Here is a 22,240-nt window from a genome sequence, read left to right as displayed (position 1 = left end):
CGACAGGCAAAAAGGTTCTTGCCTAAAAATCATCGACTTTTTGAAATTGCATCACTCATGTATTTATTCAGATCGCGAAAATCCTGCACCGTCCAAGCGTGCGACGCCAGCTTCACGCCATTCTGCCGCAAAGTTCTTGGAATCAAGTCTCCATTTGGACGAAGTATTACCGACGAAACAATAACGCCCGGGTAATCATTGAGTCGCTTTTTGAAGGCGGCGGTGGTCAGATCAGGTGTGGGGGGATTGCTTTTCTTGGCCAAAGGTCCCGTCGCTTTGAGATCTGCTCCGTGGCACATGGCACATCGCTGTGTAAAGAGATTCTTCCCGTTGATATTTTGCGCAAAGGATGGCGATGTTTGGGCTAGCGCCACCACCACTAGCGAAGCGCTGCATAATGCTCTTACGTTCATTTGGTCTTATTGCGTAAATAGTCGTGGCCTAGGCGGCTTCCTGCTTTGCAATGCGCGTGCGCCGCAGTTCGACCACCTGCTCCGCGCCAACGGCGCGAGCGCGCAACTGGCCGCAGCCGCCGTCCACGTCCTGCCCGGCGCTATTCCTCACCTTGGTCAGCACGCCACGGCTTTGCAGGGAGCCGACGATCTCGCGGATGCGCTCGGTATCGGGGCGCTGGTAGTCGTCACCTTCGAGGCTATTGAAGGGAATGACGTTGAGCACGCCGTACTTGCCCTTGAGCAGACGCACGACGGCATCGAGTTCGTCGTCGCCGTCGTTGATGCCCTTGAGCAGCGTCCATTGATACTGGATCGGGTAGTCGGTGTCGCGAGCGTATCTCTCGCCCAGTTCGATCAGTTCTTCCGGCGTGATTTTCGGCGCGCGTGGCAGCAGGTGGGCGCGCAATTCGGCCTTGGTCGTGTGCAGCGACAGCGCCAGCGCGGGCTTGACGCGCTGTTGCGGCAGGGCTTCGAACACGCGCGGGTCGCCCACGGTGGAGAACACGAGATTCTTGTGGCCGATATTGCCTTCGGTGCCGAGCAGGTCGATGGCTTCGAGCACGTTGTCGAGGTTGTGCGCCGGTTCGCCCATGCCCATGAAGACCACTTTCTTCACCGCGCGCAGACGCCGCGCCAGCACGACTTGGGCTAGGATTTCCATGCTCGTGACCTGGCGGATCAGGCCGCTCTTGCCGGTCATGCAGAAGCGGCAGCCGACCGCGCAGCCGACTTGGGTCGAGACGCAAAGTCCATCGCGCGGCAACAGCACGCTTTCCACCATCTGCCCGTCGGCGAGTTCGACCAGCAAGCGCGAGCCGTCGTTGCCGGCGTGTTCGGAGCAGACGCGGGCGAGGGCGTCCAGCTCTGCGGTCAAGGCGGGCACGGCATCGCGCAGCGCGAGAGGCAGAAAGTGCTCGGCGCTCCGCCGTCGCGTGCCGGTGTCGAGCGCTTGCCCTTGCAGCCAGACGCGCATGACCCGGCCACGATGGACGGGCAGGGCGCCGAGAGCGGCGAGGCGTTGGTCGAAGTCGGAGTAGCGCATGGGGGGCGAATTTTACCCTGCCCCTGGAACGGGCTGTCGGAGCGTAGAGGGTCTCGTTGGCGACTACGGCCGGGATTTCTAAGGTCGATACCTGCCGCATGGTGTCTTATCGGCCAATACGCGCATTTATTCTTGGCAGACTGGCAGCATATGATTGCTGCCACATAAATATCGTCAGGAGTAAGCCCGTTCATGCATATCGAAGAACGCATCCACATCGCAGTGCCTCCCGGGGTCATCGACCACATTTGGAGCGAAGTCGACCGATGGCACCTTTGGGACCCGGACACTAAGCAAGCCCAATTGAACGGGCCATTCGTAGTTGGAACAAGGGGCCGGATAGTTCCCCGCAAGGGTATGGGCGTGCCCATGGTCGTCACAGAGCGCTCCGAGGGCCGATCGTTCACCGTAGAGGGCTACATCCCACTGTTCCGCATGCACTTCGAGCACACGGTTTCGCCGGTGGCTGGCGGCTCGGAAGTCGCTCATCGCGTGTGGTTCTCTGGCGCCCTTGCGGTTCTCTTCGGGCCACGCGTTGCCAAGCAGATTCGGGAGGGGCTTCCTCAAACCATGCAATCACTTAAAGCATATGCCGAGCGACGCCAAGCGCCTCGTCAATAGTCATGGGATGGAAAGCGAGCATTTCGTATGACCGCTACTGTTGCGACGCAGTCGTAAACCTTTGTCGGGTGCGAGTCCGCTAGGGGCCGAAAACCGTCATCACTTACGTGAATGCCACTCGTAGTTCCATCCTGAATTCTGGCGGGCGTTTTTGATTGGAGGTTGTCCTCCCGTATGCTCCCTCCACTAAGGGCGGCCCAAGAAAAATGGACTGGCCGCCCTGATAGGGCGGCCAGTTTGGTTTGGCGGGCTGGCGTTAAACCAGCCCGGGATATGGCGTCAGCTTCACGCTTCTTAGCCCGCCATCACCCTGGAGCCGTATATGGAAGCGTCTCGACGCCTACAATCCTAGTTGCCGCTTTTCGGCCTCGCTAAGTGCCGTGCAATAGGGGCCGTCCGCAACGCCGCCGGCAACGTAGGACCGACTTACACCAGCTGCGGGTTCGCCGGCTGCCGTCTCGAACGTGAAACCACATTTCGACAATCCTGACGTTGTTCTAAATGCGACCTGATATTCCGGTTCTTTTGGAACGAAGGTTACCTGCACCCTGCAATTTACTAGTTCTATCGAACTGACCGTCATGGCCCAACCAAAGACAGTGAGGGGTTTTCCTCGTTCCACCGTAAATGTGCTCAGGTCTCCCGGTTGCAGTCCAATGTATCGTTCACGCCGCCCGCGGTTTTCGATGGCAATGCCAATACTGGCGGCCGGCGCGTTGGCGCCTTGCAAGAACTGAGTCCCATCGCAGGTGAGTGATTCGACAAACTTGCCCGCTGCTACTCCATGTGCCGACAGATTTGAAAACCGAATGGTAGAAACTGCATCGGATGGGCCAGAATAATCACTCACGATCTTCACGGACGAACATCCCGACAACAGACCTCCAACAAGAAAAAGCAGCAACAACTTCGAGTTGGCCATTGGAATATGAACAAGTTGACTTAGGTGCCGCGAATTTTGGAGGTGGGCAATAAATGTGTCAATGCCATCAATCACTGATTGCACACGGAAAGCGCCTTCCGACAAAGGGCTGGCTCCCGAGCTATATTTACGCCCGCAGTCGTTCCCTTCCAAAATTGGCGAACCTCCGCTTCGAAATCACCCTACTGAGTAAATCCATGCGTTTCTTGCGTGCACCGTTGGCTTGCCTTGTTTCAATCGCCGCCGGCCTTACGCCGCTGCAGGCGCAGCATGCACCCGGCACGCCTGCCCCGCATTTGGCCAAGGCAGATGAATCCGTCCAGATCGCCCAAGGTCGTGTCACGCTGACGCAACCGGCGGGGTGGCAGAGCATTTCGGCAGGCGAGGCGGCGCCGGGACTCTGGGTTTCGCTGTTCTTCGCGCCTCGCTTGCCCAATGGCGCCGTGGCGCAATGCACCATTCTTGTCGATACGCGGCCATGGACAAAGGGCAGCAACGTCGTGCCACCGGAGATGCGGCAAAAGGCGCAATGGTCCACCGAGGATTGGAAGCGCCATTTTCACGGCCCTTTTGAATCGGTGGATATTTTGCAGACCAAGGCATGGTCGGCTTCCGGCATGCGAGTGCAGCAAGTGTCGATGACCGCGAGCGCGCGCAAATGGAACGACAATACGCCGCGACACGTAAAGATAGAAGAGCGAAGCTATTTGTCCGCCGACGGCGCCGTGCAAGTGAACTGCGCAGCGCGAACCCCGGATCCGGCCGCCGTCTCCTCCGTTTACCGCAGCAGCCGGGCTGATTTCACCAAGGTTTTTGATAGTGTGCACGTCCAGTTGGGTTTGTCCGCAAGCAGCGGGTCCGCCGCGGCCGGAAAGGAACGCGAGGGCCATACCCTATATATATTCCCAAGCGGAGCGCAGGGCGTGTGGATTCCAACCGGTTGGCGGGTGAGCGAAGCGCCGGCCCAGCCTTCGACGATGTCGCTCAGGCTTCTCGCGCCGAGCAACGAGCAAGGCGAACCCGTCAATTGCCTGATCAATCTAATCGACGCCGCCGGTCGCTTGGTATTGAATGCCGGAGAACACGCGCCGCTCTGGGCGGAAGCCACTTGGCGCGACTGGTTGAAGTCCTCCAGCGAAGCCCTTGAATTCCTGGAGCGCAGTGGCGTCAACATCGCCAACCAAGCCGCGCAACGCGCCGTCTACAAATTCGATGGGACCCATGCCGTATTCAAGTACAACGTGGCGCAGACCCGAATGCACCTAACACCGTCGCACGTTTGGATGCTGACTTGCGTCGCGAGCGGCCAAACCGCCGAGCAAGCGGCGGCCCTGTATAAACGGTCTTTGCCCGCCATGGACGGAATCATGGGAAGTTTCTACGCGGACTAGGCGAGCCAGATACTTGCGGCCTCCGGCGCCGCAGCCCTTCCATCACCCGCAGGGGATAGCCCATGGCAAGAAATGGGCCGGTAGCGGGCCTCCAGATGAGTCCGCTACCGGCCAGAAGCGGTCAAGCGAGAGCGGCCAGGGTCAGTAGCCCGGCAGCCATTGCTCCCTCTGAATCTCCTCGATATTTCCTTGAGCGAGATGGCGCCATAATTCGAGAATCTTCTTCGCGGGAACACCATCCATGTGTCGTTCTCCTCCTGTTTCGAGATTCTCGAATATGACATAGCCACCTCGCAAAACAGACAGACACCACTCTGACTCATGAGTGACAGCGACGGAGCTATGCTCAGTGTCTTCTGGTCGAGTTTCCAGTTCGCGGAGCAATGCGAGGAAATCTGAGTCGGCTTCGCCGGGCTCCATGCCGCCGTATCGGTGGGTCAGATGAAATGCCATGGTCACAATATTGGGAATTTGATTTGCTTTGGCGGACTGGCTTTAAACCCGCTTGGGATATGGCGTCAGTTTCACGCCACCAATCCTGTCAACCCTACGCATACCGCTTTGCACCCGCCACGCAAACCACCGCTGCCAGCGTCACGATCAGCATCGTCCAGCTGACATTTTCATGCAGCAGCAGCGCCGCCAACCCCAGCCCCATGAACGGCTGGAACAGCTGCAACTGCCCCACAGCGGCAATCCCGCCCTGCGCCAGCCCGCGATACCAGAACACGAATCCGATAAGCATGCTGAACAGCGACACGTAGGCCAGGCCTATCCAGGCTGAGGTGGAGACGTTGTCGAACGTGGCGGGCATGGTCAGCAGCGCAATGGGCAGCATGACGGGCAAGGACAGCACCAGCGCCCAACTGATGACTTGCCAGCCGCCCAGCTTGCGGGAGAGCTTGGCGCCTTCGGCGTAGCCCAGGCCGCAGACGATGATGGAGGCGAGCATGAGCAGGTCGCCGGTGGGCGAGGCTTCCAGGCCACCCCAGGCGGCGTAGCCCGCAACGCAGGCGGCGCCGACGATGGAGAACATCCAGAACGGCGGGCGCGGGCGTTCGCCGCCGCGTATCACGGCGAAGATGGCGGTGCTGAGCGGGAGCAGGCCGAGGAAGACGATGGAGTGGGCCGAGGTCACATGCTGCAAGGCCAGCGCCGTCAGCAGGGGAAAGCCGACGACCACGCCCAGTGCAGTCAGCGCCAGAGAGGGGGTGTCGGACAGGGAAGGCCGACGTTGGCGCAGCAGCATCAGCAGGGCCAGGCCCAGCAGGCCTGCGATGGCGGCTCGCGCGCAGGTCAGGAAGATGGGATCGAGGTCCGCCACGGCGACTCTGGTGGCGGGCAGGGATCCCGCAAAGATCACGACACCGATAAAACCGTTGACCCAGCCGCTAGTGGCCTTTTGCATCTGAAGCTCCTTGATACCGAGCTTCAGTACAGCACGGCGGCTGTGCGTGGTCCATGCACAATCCAGTACAATTTTACGGAACTGTTATGTATTAAAAGCCAGTACAGCGGAGGATTCCATGGCGCGTGACGGCACCCTCATCAAGAAGGTCATGAGCGAGATCCAGGCGCGGATCGCGGCGCGCGCGGCCTTGCCCGGCGCCCGGCTGCCGTCGGTGAGAGTGCAGGCCAAGGCGCTGGACGTGTCGGTGTCCACGGTGGTGGAGGCCTACGAACGGCTGGCGGCCGAGGGCGTGCTGGTGTCGCGTCCCGGTTCGGGGTTTTACGTGGCGGGGCAGGTGGCGCCGTTGGCGCTGACCGAGATTGGGCCGAAGCTGGACCGCGAAGTCGATCCGCTGTGGGTATCGCGCCAGTCGCTGGCGGCCGACGCGGATAGCTTGCGGCCGGGTTGCGGCTGGCTGCCGGTCAGCTGGATGTATGAGGACGGGCTGCGGCGCGCCATGCGCGGCATGGCGCGGGCCGAGACCGCGGAACTGACCGAGTATGGAACGCCCTTGGGCCACGCGCCCTTGAGGCAGCTGCTGGCGCGGCGGATGGCGGGGATGGGGATAGAGGCCGGGCCCGAGCAGATCATGCTGACCGATTCGGGGACTCAGTCCATCGACCTGATCCTGCGCTTTCTGCTGGAACCGGGGGACACGGTGCTGGTGGACGATCCCTGTTACTTCAATTTCCATGCGCTGTTGAAGGCGCATCGCGTCAAGGCGGTGGGAGTGCCGTATACGCCGAACGGTCCGGATGTGCGGGCGTTCGAGGTGGCGTTGCGCGAGCACTCTCCGCGGCTCTACATCACGAATTCGGGCATCCACAATCCTACGGGCGCCACCCTGTCGCCCTTGGTCGCGCACCGCCTGCTGAAGCTGGCGGACGATTCCGAGCTGGTGATCGTCGAGGACGACATCTTCGCGGACTTCGAGAACACGCCCGCGCCGCGCCTGGCCGCGTTCGACGGGCTGTCGCGGGTCATACACATCGGCAGCTTCTCGAAGACGGTGTCGGCGTCGGTGCGCTGCGGCTATATCGCGGTGCGGTCCGACTGGGTGGAAAGCCTGACCGACCTGAAGGTCGCCACGACTTTTGGCAGCAGCCGCCTGGCGGCCGACATCATCTTCAGGACGCTGACGGGGAGCGGCTACCGCAGGCACATGGAATCAACCCGACTGCGTTTGGCGCAGCAAATGGACAAGACGGCCGCGAAGCTGCAGAAACTGGGCATCAAGCCCTGGCTGACGCCGCGGGCGGGGATGTTCCTGTGGTGCCGTCTGCCCGAGGGCAAGGATGCCGCCGTCGTCGCGCGGCTGTGCCTCAAGGAAGGCGTGTTGGTGGCTCCTGGCAATGCGTTCAGCCAGTCGCTGGCCGCGGGCGACTTTCTGCGGTTCAACGTCGCCCAGTCCACGGACGAGCGGGTATTCACGGTACTGGCCAAGGCGCTGAACGCGGCTTGATGCGCACCATGATGCTGGTTGCCTGAGCCGTCGCCAGCCGCATTCCAAAAATATTTTCCTATCCCCTGATACCTTTTGCTTTCTCAACTGGCATAGCAAGTATCCACCCCAGTTCGAGAGGCTTTCTCCATGCGTTTCCCCTCCACCAGGCGCCGCCGCGCGATCTCCATGGCTTTGTTGGCCGGCACCCTGGCCGCAGGCGCGGCCCAAGGCCAGGGCGTCGCGGCGCCCGCCACCGTCCAGGCCCGCCAGGTCTATGACATTCCGCCCGGTCCGCTGGGCAAGACCATGGCGAGCTTTGCGCTGGCGTCGGGGATTTCGCTGGCCTTCGAGCCGTCCTGGACCGACGGCCTGCAAAGCCCGGGCGTGTCGGGCGAGTGGAGCCGGGCCGAGGCGGCGCGGCGCCTACTGGCAGGCAGCGGGCTGGAGATGGTGGCGCGGGCCGACGGCAGCTACACCCTGCGCAAGGCGGTGTCGGACGCGGCGACCCTGCCGACGATCACGGTGACGGGCGCGGCGGGCTATTCGGGCGCGAATCCCTATCTGGTCGGCAACGCCACTTCCGCTACCAAGACGGCGACGCCCTTGATGGAGACGACGCAGTCGATTTCCGTGGTGACGCAGGAGCGCATGACGGTGCAGGGCGTGCAGACCGTCAGCGACGCGCTGAGCTACACGGCGGGCGTCTACGCCAACGTGGCGGGGGACAACCCCACCGACAATACGCTGATGGTGCGCGGCTTCCAGCAGATTTCGACCAACGCCTATACGGATGGCCTGCGCAACAGCAACACCGGCTACTTCGCGCCGGAACCTTATGGCATGGACCGCATCGAGGTGCTGAAGGGGCCGTCGTCGGTGATGTACGGTCAAGGTTCGCCGGGCGGCATCATCAATTTCGTGTCCAAGCGTCCCTTGTTCGAGTCGCATCGCGAGGTCGGGCTGTCCACGGGCAGCAATGACCGGATCCAGGGTTCGATGGACATCGGCGATGTGATCGATGAGCCAGGCACGCTGGCTTACCGCTTGGTGGCCCTGGGCCGCAACGCGGACAGCAACATCGACGGCGTGCCGGATGATCGCGTGTATGTGGCCCCCAGCCTGACCTGGGCGCCAAGCGCGCGCACCTCGGTGACGCTGCTGGCCTCGTACCAGCGCAACCGCAACCTGTTCACCAGCAACCTGCCGTATTCGGTGCTGGACGGTTCCAACCCCAATGGCCGCGTGCCGCGGCATCGCTCGCTGAACCAGCCGGGCTTCGACAAGGAGCAGGGCGAGCTCACCAATATCGGCTATGAGCTGAGCCATGCGTTCTCGGACGCGTGGACGTTCCAGCAGAATTTCCGCTATGGGCATTTCAAGGGCTACGAGGATCAGCTGTTCCGCAACAGCGGCGTGATCAATGGCACGGACATCGCGCGCTATTACCAGCTGCGCGATTACGACAGCGATACGTACTCTGTGGATAACCGGCTGGTGGGCAAGTTCGCCACCGGCGCGCTGGACCATACCTTGCTGGTGGGGCTGGACTATCAGTACAGCAAACGTACTGCCGATACGCAGACGGGCAATGCGCCGCCGATCAACATCTACCATCCGGTGCGGGTCAGCATCGATACGTCGCGCTATACCTCGTTGCTGAGCACCGATGAAAGCAGCCGCCAATTGGGCGTGTATCTGCAGGACCAGGTCAAACTGAACCAGTGGGTCGCGACGCTGGCCGGGCGCTATGACTGGGTCAACCAGCGCACCACCAATGTGTTGCGGGATGTGCGCACGGACACGGCAGCGGAGGACTTCACGGGCCGCGCCGGGCTGGGCTATGCCTTCGAGAGCGGGTTTTTCCCCTACGTGAGCTACAGCGAGTCGTTCTCGCCGCTGACGGGAACGGACATCAACGGCGCGCAGTTCAAGCCCGAGAAGGCCAAGCAGTACGAAGTGGGCGTGAAGTACCAGGCGCCGGGTTCGGACAGCTATGTGACGCTGGCGGCGTTCGACCTGCGGCGCCAGAACGTGCTGACCACCAATCCGCAGAACACGTCCTTCAGTGTGCAGGAAGGGGAGGTGAGGTCGCGCGGCCTCGAGCTGGAGGGCGTGCTGCGTCCGGTACGCGGGCTGAATGTGATTGCCTCTTACACCTACAACGACGTGGAAGTGACCAAGGACAATCCCAATTTCGCGGGCCTGAGCAACAAGGGCAAGGCGCCGGTGCGCGTGCCCAGGCATCTCTTGTCCCTGTGGACCGACTACACCTTGTCCAGCGGCACGCTGGAAGGCCTGACGCTGGGCGCGGGGGTGCGCTACACGGGTTCCACCTTTGGCGATGCGCAGAATACGTTCAAGGTGCCGGCCTACACGCTGGTGGACGCCATGGTGGGCTATGACTTTGGCCGCGCCAATCCGTCCTTGAGGGGGTTGAGCGCGTCGGTCAATGTGCGCAACCTGACGGACAAGTATTACGTCGCGGGCTGCTTCCTGAACAATGCCTGCCTGCTGGGCGCGGGCCGCAGCGTGATCGCCAATGTGTCGTACAAGTGGTGATGGGCTCAGCGGGGCGCGGTCTGCGTCCCGCTGGCTTCAGGCCGGGCCTACCGTGATCCAGTAGCCGCCCACGCGCGAGGCGACCGTCACCGGATAGGTGGCGGCCAGCATCGCCAGCGAGCGGTCGGTGTCTGAAAGCGGGAAGGCGCCGGACACGCGCAGCGCGGCAACGGCGGGATCGCAGCGCGTGACGCCCTTGCGGTAGCGTGCCAGCTCGGCCACCAATGCGCCCAGCGGCATGCCGTCGGCCAACAGCATGCCGCGCGTCCAGGCGAGGGTGGCCGGATCCAATGCGGCGGCGGCATCGATGCCGCGCGCAGAGAAGGCGGTCTGCTGGCCGGCGTTCAGGACCAGGGTGTCGTGTTCCGTGGCGACGCGCACCGCGCCTTCCTGCACCGCGAGGCGGGTTTCGCCATCCTGCAAGCGCACCGAGAAACGGGTGCCCAATGCCCGCAGCCTGCCGTCGCGCGTGTGCACCTCGAAGGGACGCGGGTCGCCGGCAGTCTCGATGTAGATTTCTCCGGCGCGCAGCAGGACAATGCGTTGGCCGGCGTCATAGCGCACGTCGATGGCGGAGGCCGTGTCCAGCGTCAGGCGCGTGCCGTCGTCCAGGCGGATCTTGCGGCGTTCGCCGGTGGCGCTGCGGATATCGGCGGTCCAGCCCTCGGTCTCGGACCAACGCCACGCGCTCCAGGCGGCGGGCGCCACCGCCAGCAGCGCGGCCAGCTTGGCCAGGGCCGCGCGGCGTGAGCGCGGCCGATCCAGCGCGGGCATGGCCAGCGCGGCGGGCATGCCGCCCAGCGTGCCCAGCAGCCGTTCGGCGCGCAGCCAAGCCTGTTCATGGGCGGCGCTGCGCGAGCGCCAGTCCATCCAGGCGCGGCGGTCCTCGGCGGATACTGCGCCGGCGTGCATGACGACCAGCCATTCGGCGGCTTCGTCGAGGATGGGGTTTTCCACGGCGCTCATTGGCGATTCACTCCATGCAGGCCAGGCATTGCCGGAAGGCGCGTGCCATGTAGCGCTTCACCGTGATGAGCGACACGCCGATCTTGCAGGCGATCGCTTCATACGTCAGGCCTTCGATCTGCGACAGCAGGAATGCGCGCCGCACGGGCGCCGGCAAGGCGTCCAGCATGGCGTCGATCTCGTGCAGGGTTTGCAGAACGATCAATTGGCGCTCGGGCGAGGGCGCCTGATCTTCGGGTAGTTGAGCCAATGCTTCCAGATAGGCCTGCTCAAGTGCGCGGCGCTGGTACCAGTTGACCAGGATGCCGCGCGCCACCGTGGTCAGATAGGCGCGAGGTTCATGCAGGACGGCGGGCAGGCGCGCATCGAGGATGCGGGCAAAGGTGTCGTGCGCCAGATCGGCGGCGTCGCCTATATTGCCCAGCCGCCGGCGCAGCCAGAGCTGCAGCCAGGCGTGGTGGTCGCGGTACAGCGCGCCGACGCGCTGGCGCGGATCGCAGTTGTCAGCCTCCATGGGCCTCTCCCCTGGGCTGACGATTGCAGCCTAAATGCAAATAAGATTGCTTCGCATTTTAGGGCAAGGGTGAGGCGCAGGCAATCCGGCGCTGCGGTTGGCCGCCGGATTGCGGGTGCTGACGACTACAGATAGGCGAGGGTGACGATGTAGCCCTGGGCGTCCTTCTGCCCAGCCTGCCGCGCCTTGAGGGAAACCGGTTGCACGTCGACCTTCACGCGGCTGGCGCCAAGACGGTAGCGGTCCGCCGGCTTGCCGGCGGCGCGGGCGCGTTCGGCATCGCATTCCAGGCGGACGACGGCTTTGCGGGATTGAATCTGCGGCGTGCATGACGCCGCCTCGACGATGGCTCCCTGGAAGTAGATGGTTCCATCCGCGGCGTGGGCTGCGGGAAGGATGCTGCTGGAGACACCCAGCAAAAACAGGGACAGGCGATAGTGGAGCTTGGACATGACAGCAACTCCTTGCGACTGGGAACGGAGGGGGATAGCTATGTCTGTCTTCACTTCATTAACGGCGTCCGCTGGCGGAAATTAACCGCAACCCGTCGGCGCGCCGTGTTCGTGTACGCGAGCCTGTGCCTGGCTTGCTGCAGCAACGCGGGCGCGTCAGTCCGCACAGCGGTCTGCCGCCGCGAGGGATCGTTAGCGTGTGTACTGTATCGAGAAGGGAGGCGGCTCGCTACGCGAACTGGGAGAGGAGTATGGGCGGCATCGTGGGCTCCTTGAATCGCGCGGCAGAGGGCGCGCGGTGGCGGTCGGGGACCAGGAACGGACTGTCGGCCAACATGAAATGCTTGATTTCATTGTGGCAGGTCGCGACGAAAAATCAATAAGCAAAAGCACGGCGTTGGAGAACCGCCGGAAAGCGGCCTGCGCGTGCAAGGGGGATGCGGGCGGGCGAGCTGTGCGCATCCCCGGCCGATGGCAGGACGACCCAGGAACGAGATTCCGATCAGCGCCCCTGGCGGCCGATGCGTATGCGTGATCCGTCGCGTCGCATGCGCAGGCCGTAAGTCTGGGCCAGCATGCCGACGGCAAGCGGCAAGTCGTCGAGGGGGAAGGCGCCAGATACCCGCAGCGGCCGCAGCGACGCTTCGCACTCAATGACGTCCTGGCCATGGCGCATCAGTTCGTTCGCCCATTGCAGCACGGGCATGTCGTCCGCCACCAGCAGTCCCTTGCGCCAAGCCAGTGCGTTGATGTCCGCGGCGTCGATGGGACCCAGGCCGTCGCGGTCGAACCGGACCTGATGGCCGGCTTCGATGATGTTGGAGCCGGGGTTGACGCTGGCGCCGTCCGGGTGGATCTGTACGGCTCCTTCGTATACGGCCAATAGCGTGTAATTCGCTAGTTGGCGCACGGTGAAGCGCGTTCCCAGCGCCAGCATCAGGCCGTGATCGCTCTGCACCAGGAAAGGGCGCGGCGGACGCTGTACGTCCGTTGCGGTCGCGATATGGATTTCGCCATGACGCAGGCGCAGCAGCCGCTGCCGTTCGTCGTAGCGCACATCCAGCGCCGTGTCGGTGTTCAGCGCGACTTGCGCGCCGTCCTCCAGCTTGATGTCCAGGCGTTCGCCCACGGCGGTGACGTAATCGGCCGCCAACCAGCTGCGCCAGGCCTGATGCCGCCATGCCAGCCAGCCCAGGGGCGCCGCCGCCAGCAGGACCGCCAGGCTGCGCAGCATGGCGCGTCGGCCGGCGTGCGCGGGGCGTTGCAGCGTGGGCTTGGCCAGGGCGGGGGGGAGGGCGCCCATGCGGGCGAGCAGCCGTTCGGCGCGCTTCCAGGCGCGTTGATGATCGTTGCTGCGGGCGCGCCAGCGTGCGAACTCCGCTTGCTGCTCGGGCGCGAGCGGCGCGTCCTGCATCAGCAACAGCCAGCTGGCCGCCTCTTCCAGGATATGCGGGGCGAGGGCGGCGTCACTCATCGGGCATCAGGCTCAGGCACGCCAGATAGGCTTTGTGGATGTAGCTCTTGACGGTGGGCACGGCCACCTTCAGGACTTGCGCGATCTCCTGTTGCTTCATGCCGTCCAGCGTCGCCATCAGGAACGCTTGTTTGATGCGCGGCTTCAGCGTGTCGAGCATGGCGTCGATCTCGTGCAGGGTCTCCAGGATGATGGTCTGCTGTTCGGGCGAGGGGTGCCGCGGCTCGGGCAGGGCGGCCAGCGCGTCCAGCCAGGCGCGTTCCAGCGTCTGACGGCGCATCCAGCTGAACAGCACGCCCTTCGCCACGGTGGTGAGGTAGGCGCGCGGCTGCTGGATAGCCGCGCGCCGCGTGTCGCTGCGGCCGGCCAGGATGCGCACAAAGGTGTCGTGAGCAAGATCGTCCGCCATGCTCGCGCCCCATGAATGCAGCCGGTAGGCCAGCCAGTTGCGCAGCCAGGCGTGGTTTTCGATGTATAGGGCCGCGATGCTGTCGCGCTCTGCGGTGGGAAACGTGGGACTAGGGGCTGTCATCGCGGAGCGGACGATTCAAGGGCTGGCGGGGAAAACGCCAAGTTCCTTTTCAAATAAAAACAATTATCATTCACAAATTGACGGTTCGCAATATCGGGAGGGGCAAAGTGAAGCCAGCATGCAACAGCCCAAGCTCCTCCGTCACGACAGAGCAAAACGGTTTTGACAGTGCAAAGGCCCCGGCCCCGCAGCGCATGAAAAATAATTGTGCAAAAAACATATCCCTTTTCCGACCTCGTGCGGCAAAGGGTCTGAGAACCCGCGCCCGGCGCGGGAACCAGACCCAACGAGTTAGGAAAAGCATGCTCCGAGTCCGCCGTCTTTCCCTTGGCCCGCAATCCTCATGGCGCTTGCGCCCGGTTGCGTTCGCGCTGCGTTGCGCCTTGATCGGCCTGCCTGCATCCACCGTGGCGGCCTCCGCGCTGCCGGCGCCGGCAGCCGTCCCCGCAGCGCCGGCAGCGGCTTCCAGAACGCTGGACGATCCCGCACCGCGCAATTACGACATTGCCGCCGGGCCATTGGGCGCGGCGCTGGGCAGTTTCGCCAGCCAGTCGGGGCTGCTGCTGTCGTTCGATCCGGCCTTGACCCGCGGATTGGCGGCTCCGGCGCTGGTGGGACGCTACACCGTGCGAGGCGCCTTGCAATTGTTGCTGGCGGATACGCAGCTGCAGCTGGTGCCGCGTCAGGACGGCAGCTTTGCGCTGGCGCCGGCGCAGGGGGCTGCTGGGGCGTTCGCTTTGCCGTCGGTGCTGGTCACGGCCGAAACGCCGCCGGAAAAAGAGGTCTACGTCGCACCCCGCTCGTCCGTGTACTTGTCGAGCGAGGACATCGACCGCTTTGGCCGTGTTTCGGCGGGCGACCTGTTGAGGGGAGTGCCCGGCGTGCAGGTGGGCGATAGCCGCAACGGCGGCGGGCTGGACGTGAACATCCGGGGCATCCAGGGGCAAAGCCGGGTGTCGGTGAGGGTGGACGGCTCGGAACAGGCATTGGACGTGTACCGGGGCTATGCGGGCACGCAGCAACGCAGCTACATCGACGCCGACCTGATCAGCAGCGTGACGATCCACAAGGGGCCGTCGGTCAAGTCGGGCGCCATTGGCGGTTCGGTGGAGATGCAGACCATCGGGATCCAGGACATCCTGGTGGACGGCAACGCCTTCGGCGTGCGCTTGACGGGTGACGTGTGGAACAACGGCGTGGCGCCCGCCGATCGCGATCCCAATGACCGCAAGGGCAGTCTGGCATCCTTGCCGCACGATAGCCGCGGCAGCCTGTTCGGTTCCCAAGCGCAGTCCGGCAGCATTGCGCTGGGATACACGAATGAAAAATTGGACCTTGTTGCCGCCTATGCGCGCCGCACTCAGGGCAATTACTTCAGCGGCAAGAAGGGGCAGGATCGCTATCGCATCTACAACAAGTACGGCAAGGAGCAGGGAAGCGTCGCCACCGTGTACAACGCGGGAGAGGAGGTGTTGAATTCCTCCGCCAACACCGAGTCGATCCTGCTGAAGGCGACGATACGCCCGGCGGACGGCCATACGCTTGACTTGGGCTACCGCAGCTTCGACGGGCGCATGGGCGAGATCATGCCGTCGGACATTTTTCGCATGGGGACCGCTGGCATCTACCAGTACCCCTTGAGCGAGACCAAGATCGACACCTACACGGCGCGCTACAACTACCAGCCTGCGGGCAATCCGCTGGTGGATCTGACGGCGAATCTGTGGTTGACGGATGCCAAGACCAGCCTGCTGACTTCGGTGCTTGCGCCTGCTTCGCAGGCGTACCGATCAGACCGCAACTGGACCCGGCAGGCCGACCGCCGCATAGGCGGAGACCTGAGCAACACCTCGTGGTTTCAGACCGGCGCTGGCGCTTTCAAGCTGGATCTGGGCGGATCGTTCCAGATCGAGGACATCCGTCCGCGGAAGGGCGTGGTCACCACGCAGCACGACATCAACGCCAACCGCATGCTGCGCGATGCTTCCAGGCAAGAGTTCAGCTTCAGCGGGCAGCTGGACTACAAGCCGACCGACAAGCTGACCCTGTGGGGCGGCGGCCGCTACAGCCACTACACCAACAAGGACAACGGCATCTACGCCACCGCGCGGCGCGAGGAACGCGAGCTGCGCTACGTGACGGCGTCCAAGCCGGGAGGCTGGGGCAACATGATGTGGTTCCCGGACCAGAACGGGCAGTACACCGACGCCACGGATCCACGGCTGAACAACGGCATCGTGTTTGACAACACCAACAATCCCTATGAGGGGGTGCCATTCAACGATTTCGGCGCGACCAGTACCCGGGTCTACCCTGCGCGGACATTGAGGGTGGTCACCGGCTACGACTACTCCGGAAAACAGCGTAGCAGCGGCGGCGGTTTTGCGCCGTCGGCGGGCTTGAACTTCGAACTCGTGCCCGATACTTTCGTCTATGCCTCCTACACGCAAGGCCTGCGCTTGCCGTCGTTGTTCGAGACGAGCCGTGGCGTCCTGCAGACCGATCCCGGCAAGGGCCTGAAGCCCGAACGTTCGAACAGCTGGGAGATCGGCGCCAGCACGTTGCGTGGCAATGTGCTGAAGGATGGCGATTCGGCAGCCGTCAAAGTGGCGTACTTCAACAACAACATCAAGAACTACATCACCCGTTATTACGACCCCACACCGGGCATGAACGGCCTGATGCGGTTCAGCAATGCCGACAGCTACAAGACCAGCGGCCTGGAGCTGCAATCCCACTACGACGCGGGGCGTGTGTTCGCGGATCTGTCGGCGACCTACTACCTGAAGACCGAGACCTGCGATGCGGCGTTCGCGGCGCGCTTGCGGGCCGGCGCGGATGAATACCAGGAAACCGGAAACACGCCGAATTGCACGCCTGGCAGCTTCATGGGGTCGTACACGAACACGCAGAATCCGCCGAGGCTGGCGGTGAACCTGACGACAGGCCTGCGTTTCTTCAACGACACGCTGACCGTGGGCGGCCGCATGACCTACACGTCAGGTCCCACGGCCAAGGCCGACCAGCCGTGGCAGACCGGCGCGACCACGCCGCAGCTGGTCTATCACCAGGTCACGCTGTTCGACCTGTTCCTGAACTACAAGCTGCGCGAGCACACCGTCGTGAATGTCTCGCTGCAGAACTTGACCGACCGCTACTACCTGGACCCCCTGGCCCAGAGCTTCATGCCCGCGCCCGGCCGCACGCTGCGGGTGGGGCTGCAGACCAGGTTCTAACCCGAGGCAACCGCCATGACCCAAGCATCCCACACTCTCGCCGACCGGGCCAAGCGCCTGAAGACGCTCACCACGTCCACGCACGATACGCTGGACCGCCGCATCATGGACGCCGGCATATTCGACAGCCGCGAGCGGTATGCAGGCTTTCTGCGCGTGCAGTACCGGTTCATGCGCGATGTCGACGCGCTTTATGCGCGGGTCGACCTTGCGGCGCTGTTGCCGGACCTGAGCGAGCGGCGCCGCCTGGATCTGGTCGCGCAGGATCTGGCGGACCTCGGTGACGCCCTGCCGAGCGCAGCATCGGCCATTGATGCCGAAACCTCTCTGCCGCATGCGCTTGGATGGCTGTACGTGTCCGAAGGCTCGACGTTGGGCGCGGCCGTTCTCTACAAACTGGCCGGCAGCCGGCTAGGCCTGGACCGGGATTTCGGCGCGCGGCATCTGAACGGACATGCGGAGGGTGTGGCGCGGCATTGGCGCGGGTTCGCGGCGGCGCTGGACGCGGTACCGCTGACAGCCGAAGAGGAACAGCTCGTTGTGACAGGCGCCCAGGCCGCATTCGGGACGGTGCGCGGCTACGTCGAGCAGGAGCTTGCTTGAACCATTGTCGGGCGCCTGGAGTGCGCATCCCGCCTGGTGGGCGGCGCTGGGGTAGGGCTGGGCATGCTGGCGTGCGCGGGCTGGGTGCTGTCGCGTCCGGCGCCGCTTCAGTAAACTCCGGGCTTGCCTGGCGGCGGTCGCCGCCCCTTTCATGCACGCCCATCTCCATGCCCGTTTCCGACATGACACTCGCCGCCGCGCTTCGCACTCCGGTCACCACTGCCGGCGATCTGGACCCGCTGGAGCCGTTTTTCCAGCGCCCCGAGGTCAGCGCTTTTCTCGCCCGGGCCCGCGAGCCGGGACAGGCCGATGCCAGCCTGCGGATCTGCGCCGATCTACTGCCGTCGCTGCACCCTGGCCGCGCCGCCGCCGTGGCCTTGATGTGCGGTTCGCTGGTGGAAGACGGCGCCGATCCGGCCATACTCTTTTCTGTCCTGCAAGGCTTGCTGCGGCATTGGCTGCAAACCCTGAGCCCGTACTGCGCGCAGGAGGTCGAAGATGACGACGATGAGGTGGAGGAGGCCGACCGCCAGGCCTGGCTGGATGCCGGGTCACGGATGGCCGATGTGCCCGAAGATCGGCGCTGGGAGGTGGAAGCCTTGCATCAGGCGGCCGACCTGCTGGTGCTGCCGATGATGACCATGGTCCTGCGCGACCGCGGCAATCATGCCGCCTTGATATCCGACGCGGAGTTGATGACGCTGCTGCATTCCATGGCCACCAGCAACGACAGCCTGCCGTTCGAGCATCTGCATTATCTGTGGCTGGCCTCGCAGCTAGGCTACGAGGACGAGCTGGTGGTGGTGCTGCCCGCCAGCATGACGGGTTTTGTGGCGCGGGCGCATGCCGTCAACAACAATTTTCATGCTTTCACGCTGCTGCAGATCATCATCGGCGATCACGCCGAGACGCTGGGCGTGAAGCGCGAGATCGCGGCGCGCGAGCCGGACCAGGACAGCGATACCGCGGATTTTCAATGGTTGCAGGCCGATGCCTACGCCGGCGGCGAACTGGTCGACGCCGTGCGCTACGCCTGGGGCGAGGCGGCGTTGCGGCACAACGTGTCCCGCCATGGCAAGCGGGTGCTGATCGCGCTGGAAACCGTAGAGGGCATGAAGCGCAACTGGTCTGGTTTCAACGGCGCCATGCACGAGGCGCAGGAGCCCTCGATGACGTTTGCGCGCTATCTCACGCGTGACGAGGTTGCGTCGTATCTGGCCTGACCCGCGGGGTGCCGTTCTTGCGTCAAACCCCCAGATAGGCCCGGCGCAGCCCTTCATCGGCCAGGAGTTCGGCGCCCGGCCCGGACATGACGATCTCGCCGTGCTCCAGCACATATCCGCGCGCGGCCATGCTGAGTGAACGGTGCACGTCCTGCTCCACCAGCAGGATGGTGATGCCGCGCGCGTTGATGAGCGGCAGCTTGTCGAAGATGTCCTTGACCATGATGGGCGCCAGTCCGATGGACGGCTCGTCCAGCAGCAGGAGCTTGGGCGAGGTCATCAGCGCGCGACCGATGGCCAGCATCTGCTGCTCGCCGCCGCTGAAGGAGCGCGCCAGCTGACGGCGCCGTTCCCGCAGGCGCGGGAACAGCTGGTAGACCCAGTCCAGGTTGTCGCGGCTGCGGCGCTTGTCGCGCAGCACGTCGGCGCCGACCAGCAGGTTGTCCTCGACGTCCATGTGGCCGAACAGGCGGCGGCCTTCCATGACCTGGGCCATGCCCAGGCGCGCCACCAAGTGCGCGGGCAGGCCGCTGATGCGCTCGCCCAGGAAGCGGACTTCGCCTGCCAGCGCGGGCAGGGAACCCATGACGGTGCGGATCAGCGTGCTCTTGCCCGCGCCGTTGGCGCCGACCAGGCTGACGATCTCGCCTTCGCCCACATGCATGTCCACGCCGCGCAGCACCTGCACATCGCCGTAGCCGGCGTCCAGTTGACGGATTTCCAGCATCAGGCGGCCTCCCCAAGATAGGCGCGCACCACCAGCGGGTCGCGCGCGACCTGCTGCGGCAGGCCGTCGGCGATCTTGCGCCCCTGCTGGATGACGACGATGCGGTCGGAGAGCTGCATGATGGCCTTCATATTGTGTTCGATCACCAGGACGCTGATGCCGTCGCCGCGCAGCGACAGGATCAGCGCCACCATTTCCTCGGTCTCCACCGGCGTCAGGCCCGCCATCACCTCGTCCAGCAGCAGCAGCCGGGGTTGAGTGGCCAGGGCTTTGGCGACTTCGAGCCGCTTGCGGCCCGACAGGGTGAGGGTGCGCGCGACCTGATGCTCGCGCCCGGCCAGGCCGACGCGGGCCAGCACGCCCTGCGCGATTTCCTCGGCCTGGGCTGGGGACCGATGGCGCAGGAAGGCGCCGATCATGGCGTTCTCCAACACGGTCATGTCGCCGAAGGGCTTGACGATCTGGAAGGTACGCGCGAGGCCTGCGGCGCAGATGCGCGCCGGATCCTGGCCGTTGATGCGGGCGCCGTTGAAGCGGATTTCGCCGCTGCTGGGCGGCACAAAGCCGGAGGCTATGGCGAACAGCGTGGTCTTGCCGGCGCCGTTGGGACCGATCAGGCCGACGATTTCGTCGGCGCCGACGGCGAAGCTGACCTCGTCCGAGGCGCGCACGCCGCCGAAGTTGCGGCTGACGCTGTGGAATTCAAGCAGGTTCATCGCGTGCCTCCCAGGGCGGGGCCGGCGCTCTTGGCTGGCGCACCGGCTGCGCGCGCAGACGCGTTCGCGCGGCGCGCCACGATCGCCATCAATCCGCGCGGCTCCCAGCGGATGATGATCATCAGCAAGAGTCCATACAACATCATGTCGGCGCCCACCATGCCGCCCGTCAGGGAGCGCGCCAGCTCCTCGCCCGGCAGCAGCAGCAACGCGCCCAGCACCGGACCCCACAGCGTGCCGCGTCCGCCGATGATGCAGACCACGGCGATGATGACGCTGAGGTTGGCGCCGAAAACCTTGTCCGGGCTGATGTAGAGCACGAACTGGGCATAGAAGGTGCCGCCCAGCGCGGTCATGGCCGCGCTCAGCATGGCGGCCGTCAGCTTGTAGCGCCGTACCGGCACGCCCAGCGCCATCGCCGCGTCCTGGTCGTTGCGCACGGCTGTCAGGCAGTAGCCGAAGCGGCTGCGCAGCACGTGGCGGTTGACCAGCAGCGCGGCGATGGTGAACGCCAGCGCAACGAGATAATAGAAGGCCTTGCCGGTGTGCTGGAAGTACAACGGCGCGTCGCGCAGCAGCGTGACCTCCATGCCGCGCGGCCCGCCCAGCAGGGTGTCGGCGTTTTCCACCAGGGTCTTGAGCACCATGCATGAGGCGATCGTGGCCAGCGCGAAGTAAGCCCCGCGCAGTTGCAGGCAGGACAGGCCCACGATCAGGGCGGCGCCCATCGCCACGACGGCGCCGGCCCACATGCCCAGCCAGGGGCTGAGGCCCAGGTTCACGAACAGCCAGGTGGAGGTATAGGCGCCCAGCCCGAAGTAGGCGGCATGGCCCAGCGAGAGCTGGCCGGCGATGCCGCCCAGGATGTTCCATGACAGCGCCAGATAGGCGTACAGCAGCGTCATGGCGCCAACGGACAGCAGGTACTGGTTGCCGCTGGCCAGCGGTAGCAGCGCCAGCACGCCCAGCGCGGCGATGCCGGCGGCCGCAGTCATTTTTTTCTTGGCCATTATTCGTTCTCCACGCCGAACAGCCCGCTGGGCCGGAAATACATGGTGGCGAGAAACAGCAGGAAGATGAGCGCCTCGGCATAGGTGATGGGAATCAGCTGGCTGCCGACCGATTCGAGCACGCCGACCAGGATGCCGCCCCAGAATGCGCCCGCCACCGAGCCTATGCCGCCCAGCACGACGATGACGAAGGCGCGCAGGCCGAAGATGTCGCCGACAAAGGGGTTGACCGGATAGAGCGGCAATAGCAGCGCGCCGGCCGCGCCCAGCACCAGGAGACCGATGGCGAACGACAGCCGATAGACGCGGGTGCTGTCGATGCCCAGCACGCTGGCGGCTTCGCGGTCCTGGCCGGTGGCGCGGATGGCGCGGCCGATGCGCGTGTGGCGCAGGAACAGCACCAGAGCCGCCGTGATCAGGCAGGCGAAGAACAGGCCGGCGATCTGCGGATAGGTGAAGATTAGGTCGCCCGGCATCCAGACCTCGTTGGCCCAGGGCGCATCGATGGTGCGGCTGTCGGGGCCGGCCAGCGCCAGGAAGGCATTGTCAAGGAAGATCCACAGGCCGGTGGTGAAGATCAGCACACCGATAGGCTCGCGCGAGGTTTCCTTGCGGTAGATGCCATCGATCAGCCAGCGTTGGCAGGCGTAGCCGACCACGAACAGCGCCGCCGCCGTCAGCGGCATGGCGGCCAGCGGGTGCAGGCCGAAGTGGCTGGTGAGCGCAAAGCAGACGTACATGGACATCATCAGGAAGGCGCCGTGGGCGAAATTGATGATCTTCATGACGCCGAACTGCAGGCTCAGGCCGAGCGCGATCAGGCCGTAGACGGCGCCGCTGGCGATACCGCCCAGCAACGCCTGGAGTAGGGTAGTGGTCAAGGGAAAGCTCCTAGCGGTAACG

Annotated in this window: 21 protein-coding genes; 7 read left to right on the top strand and 14 right to left on the bottom strand. The window is 64.3% G+C overall.

Annotated features, from left to right (window positions below):
- Positions 1 to 29: 29 nt before the first annotated feature.
- Both FOC84_RS05955 and FOC84_RS05950 read right to left on the bottom strand, forming a co-directional pair.
- Positions 30 to 413, bottom strand: coding sequence for a c-type cytochrome (locus FOC84_RS05955; protein WP_173143613.1), 384 nt, complete (start codon positions 411 to 413; stop codon positions 30 to 32).
- Positions 414 to 441: 28 nt separating this feature from the next.
- Positions 442 to 1,497, bottom strand: coding sequence for an RNA methyltransferase (locus tag FOC84_RS05950; protein ID WP_173143612.1), 1,056 nt, complete (start codon positions 1,495 to 1,497; stop codon positions 442 to 444).
- 192 nt (positions 1,498 to 1,689) lie between these two features.
- On the opposite strand from FOC84_RS05950, the gene FOC84_RS05945 reads away from it, so the two are divergent.
- Positions 1,690 to 2,118 (top strand): SRPBCC family protein, encoded by a 429-nt coding sequence (locus FOC84_RS05945; RefSeq protein WP_173143611.1) that lies wholly within the window; start codon positions 1,690 to 1,692, stop codon positions 2,116 to 2,118.
- A gap of 340 nt (positions 2,119 to 2,458) precedes the next feature.
- Here the strand turns inward: FOC84_RS05945 and FOC84_RS05940 are convergent, their stop codons facing one another.
- Entirely contained in the window at positions 2,459 to 3,124 is a 666-nt protein-coding gene (locus FOC84_RS05940) for a hypothetical protein (RefSeq protein WP_173143610.1), read from the bottom strand.
- Positions 3,125 to 3,237: 113 nt separating this feature from the next.
- Here FOC84_RS05940 and FOC84_RS05935 point away from each other — a divergent pair, with 113 nt between their 5' ends.
- On the top strand, positions 3,238 to 4,431 hold the full coding sequence (locus FOC84_RS05935) for a hypothetical protein (protein WP_173143609.1): 1,194 nt from the start codon (positions 3,238 to 3,240) through the stop codon (positions 4,429 to 4,431).
- A 141-nt stretch (positions 4,432 to 4,572) separates the two neighbouring features.
- On the opposite strand, the gene FOC84_RS05930 is transcribed toward FOC84_RS05935, so the two are convergent.
- Together FOC84_RS05930 and FOC84_RS05925 are read right to left on the bottom strand one after the other, a co-directional pair.
- On the bottom strand, positions 4,573 to 4,884 hold the full coding sequence (locus FOC84_RS05930; RefSeq protein ID WP_173143608.1) for a hypothetical protein: 312 nt from the start codon (positions 4,882 to 4,884) through the stop codon (positions 4,573 to 4,575).
- A gap of 94 nt (positions 4,885 to 4,978) precedes the next feature.
- On the bottom strand, positions 4,979 to 5,839 hold the full coding sequence (locus FOC84_RS05925) for a DMT family transporter (RefSeq protein WP_173143607.1): 861 nt from the start codon (positions 5,837 to 5,839) through the stop codon (positions 4,979 to 4,981).
- A 118-nt stretch (positions 5,840 to 5,957) separates the two neighbouring features.
- On the opposite strand from FOC84_RS05925, the gene FOC84_RS05920 reads away from it, so the two are divergent.
- Entirely contained in the window at positions 5,958 to 7,343 is a 1,386-nt protein-coding gene (locus FOC84_RS05920) for a PLP-dependent aminotransferase family protein (protein ID WP_173143606.1), read from the top strand.
- A gap of 129 nt (positions 7,344 to 7,472) precedes the next feature.
- A complete protein-coding gene (locus tag FOC84_RS05915; protein ID WP_173143605.1) occupies positions 7,473 to 9,884 on the top strand; it encodes a TonB-dependent siderophore receptor in 2,412 nt (803 codons plus the stop codon).
- Positions 9,885 to 9,920: 36 nt separating this feature from the next.
- On the opposite strand, the gene FOC84_RS05910 is transcribed toward FOC84_RS05915, so the two are convergent.
- From FOC84_RS05910 to FOC84_RS05890, 5 genes are all read right to left on the bottom strand, one after another.
- Positions 9,921 to 10,850 carry a FecR domain-containing protein gene (locus tag FOC84_RS05910; RefSeq protein ID WP_173143604.1) on the bottom strand — a complete coding sequence of 310 codons (930 nt, stop codon included), beginning with the start codon at positions 10,848 to 10,850 and terminating at the stop codon, positions 9,921 to 9,923.
- 7 nt (positions 10,851 to 10,857) lie between these two features.
- On the bottom strand, positions 10,858 to 11,364 hold the full coding sequence (locus tag FOC84_RS05905; protein ID WP_173143603.1) for a sigma-70 family RNA polymerase sigma factor: 507 nt from the start codon (positions 11,362 to 11,364) through the stop codon (positions 10,858 to 10,860).
- Between the two features lie 125 nt (positions 11,365 to 11,489).
- Positions 11,490 to 11,816, bottom strand: coding sequence for a type 1 fimbrial protein (locus FOC84_RS05900; protein WP_173143602.1), 327 nt, complete (start codon positions 11,814 to 11,816; stop codon positions 11,490 to 11,492).
- Positions 11,817 to 12,318: 502 nt separating this feature from the next.
- Complete coding sequence (locus FOC84_RS05895; protein WP_173143601.1) at positions 12,319 to 13,290, bottom strand: FecR domain-containing protein; 972 nt, start codon at positions 13,288 to 13,290, stop codon at positions 12,319 to 12,321.
- Positions 13,283 to 13,822 (bottom strand): sigma-70 family RNA polymerase sigma factor, encoded by a 540-nt coding sequence (locus FOC84_RS05890; protein WP_173143600.1) that lies wholly within the window; start codon positions 13,820 to 13,822, stop codon positions 13,283 to 13,285. Before FOC84_RS05890 ends, FOC84_RS05895 begins: the two co-directional genes overlap by 8 nt.
- Positions 13,823 to 14,124: 302 nt before the next feature.
- On the opposite strand from FOC84_RS05890, the gene FOC84_RS05885 reads away from it, so the two are divergent.
- The 3 genes from FOC84_RS05885 (at position 14,125) to FOC84_RS05875 (ending at position 18,884) form a co-directional block, all read left to right on the top strand.
- Positions 14,125 to 17,058, top strand: a complete 2,934-nt coding sequence (locus FOC84_RS05885) for a TonB-dependent receptor (RefSeq protein ID WP_254241917.1) — start codon at positions 14,125 to 14,127, stop codon at positions 17,056 to 17,058.
- 15 nt (positions 17,059 to 17,073) lie between these two features.
- Positions 17,074 to 17,661: a biliverdin-producing heme oxygenase gene (locus FOC84_RS05880; protein WP_173143599.1), complete on the top strand. Its 588-nt coding sequence runs from the start codon at positions 17,074 to 17,076 to the stop codon at positions 17,659 to 17,661.
- A 167-nt stretch (positions 17,662 to 17,828) separates the two neighbouring features.
- Positions 17,829 to 18,884 (top strand): hypothetical protein, encoded by a 1,056-nt coding sequence (locus FOC84_RS05875; RefSeq protein WP_173143598.1) that lies wholly within the window; start codon positions 17,829 to 17,831, stop codon positions 18,882 to 18,884.
- Between the two features lie 22 nt (positions 18,885 to 18,906).
- Here FOC84_RS05875 and FOC84_RS05870 read toward each other — a convergent pair whose 3' ends face one another.
- The 4 genes from FOC84_RS05870 to FOC84_RS05855 are packed head-to-tail and all read right to left on the bottom strand — an operon-like array spanning position 18,907 to position 22,218.
- Entirely contained in the window at positions 18,907 to 19,611 is a 705-nt protein-coding gene (locus tag FOC84_RS05870) for an ABC transporter ATP-binding protein (RefSeq protein WP_088138874.1), read from the bottom strand.
- Positions 19,611 to 20,327, bottom strand: coding sequence for an ABC transporter ATP-binding protein (locus FOC84_RS05865; RefSeq protein WP_173143597.1), 717 nt, complete (start codon positions 20,325 to 20,327; stop codon positions 19,611 to 19,613). The genes FOC84_RS05870 and FOC84_RS05865 overlap by 1 nt, the downstream gene beginning before the upstream one ends.
- A complete protein-coding gene (locus tag FOC84_RS05860; protein ID WP_173143596.1) occupies positions 20,324 to 21,337 on the bottom strand; it encodes a branched-chain amino acid ABC transporter permease in 1,014 nt (337 codons plus the stop codon). The genes FOC84_RS05865 and FOC84_RS05860 overlap by 4 nt, the downstream gene beginning before the upstream one ends.
- Positions 21,337 to 22,218: a branched-chain amino acid ABC transporter permease gene (locus tag FOC84_RS05855; protein ID WP_173143595.1), complete on the bottom strand. Its 882-nt coding sequence runs from the start codon at positions 22,216 to 22,218 to the stop codon at positions 21,337 to 21,339. Before FOC84_RS05855 ends, FOC84_RS05860 begins: the two co-directional genes overlap by 1 nt.
- Between the last annotated feature and the right edge of the window lie 22 nt (positions 22,219 to 22,240).

The organism is Achromobacter pestifer, from assembly GCF_013267355.1.
Classification (GTDB): domain Bacteria; phylum Pseudomonadota; class Gammaproteobacteria; order Burkholderiales; family Burkholderiaceae_B; genus Achromobacter; species Achromobacter pestifer_A.
The sequence above is the reverse complement of the archived record's forward strand: the minus strand, read 5'-3'. Positions and strand labels throughout refer to the sequence as shown.

Coding starts and splice junctions, on each gene's coding strand:
- FOC84_RS05870 (WP_088138874.1), bottom strand. CDS start 19,611: ATGCTGGAAATCCGTCAACTGGACGCCGGCTACGGCGATGTGCAGGTG.
- FOC84_RS05935 (WP_173143609.1), top strand. CDS start 3,238: ATGCGTTTCTTGCGTGCACCGTTGGCTTGCCTTGTTTCAATCGCCGCC.
- FOC84_RS05925 (WP_173143607.1), bottom strand. CDS start 5,839: ATGCAAAAGGCCACTAGCGGCTGGGTCAACGGTTTTATCGGTGTCGTG.
- FOC84_RS05860 (WP_173143596.1), bottom strand. CDS start 21,337: ATGGCCAAGAAAAAAATGACTGCGGCCGCCGGCATCGCCGCGCTGGGC.
- FOC84_RS05865 (WP_173143597.1), bottom strand. CDS start 20,327: ATGAACCTGCTTGAATTCCACAGCGTCAGCCGCAACTTCGGCGGCGTG.
- FOC84_RS05910 (WP_173143604.1), bottom strand. CDS start 10,850: ATGAGCGCCGTGGAAAACCCCATCCTCGACGAAGCCGCCGAATGGCTG.
- FOC84_RS05950 (WP_173143612.1), bottom strand. CDS start 1,497: ATGCGCTACTCCGACTTCGACCAACGCCTCGCCGCTCTCGGCGCCCTG.
- FOC84_RS05920 (WP_173143606.1), top strand. CDS start 5,958: ATGGCGCGTGACGGCACCCTCATCAAGAAGGTCATGAGCGAGATCCAG.
- FOC84_RS05945 (WP_173143611.1), top strand. CDS start 1,690: ATGCATATCGAAGAACGCATCCACATCGCAGTGCCTCCCGGGGTCATC.
- FOC84_RS05955 (WP_173143613.1), bottom strand. CDS start 413: ATGAACGTAAGAGCATTATGCAGCGCTTCGCTAGTGGTGGTGGCGCTA.
- FOC84_RS05900 (WP_173143602.1), bottom strand. CDS start 11,816: ATGTCCAAGCTCCACTATCGCCTGTCCCTGTTTTTGCTGGGTGTCTCC.
- FOC84_RS05880 (WP_173143599.1), top strand. CDS start 17,074: ATGACCCAAGCATCCCACACTCTCGCCGACCGGGCCAAGCGCCTGAAG.
- FOC84_RS05930 (WP_173143608.1), bottom strand. CDS start 4,884: ATGGCATTTCATCTGACCCACCGATACGGCGGCATGGAGCCCGGCGAA.
- FOC84_RS05885 (WP_254241917.1), top strand. CDS start 14,125: ATGCTCCGAGTCCGCCGTCTTTCCCTTGGCCCGCAATCCTCATGGCGC.
- FOC84_RS05915 (WP_173143605.1), top strand. CDS start 7,473: ATGCGTTTCCCCTCCACCAGGCGCCGCCGCGCGATCTCCATGGCTTTG.
- FOC84_RS05905 (WP_173143603.1), bottom strand. CDS start 11,364: ATGGAGGCTGACAACTGCGATCCGCGCCAGCGCGTCGGCGCGCTGTAC.
- FOC84_RS05890 (WP_173143600.1), bottom strand. CDS start 13,822: ATGACAGCCCCTAGTCCCACGTTTCCCACCGCAGAGCGCGACAGCATC.
- FOC84_RS05875 (WP_173143598.1), top strand. CDS start 17,829: ATGCCCGTTTCCGACATGACACTCGCCGCCGCGCTTCGCACTCCGGTC.
- FOC84_RS05895 (WP_173143601.1), bottom strand. CDS start 13,290: ATGAGTGACGCCGCCCTCGCCCCGCATATCCTGGAAGAGGCGGCCAGC.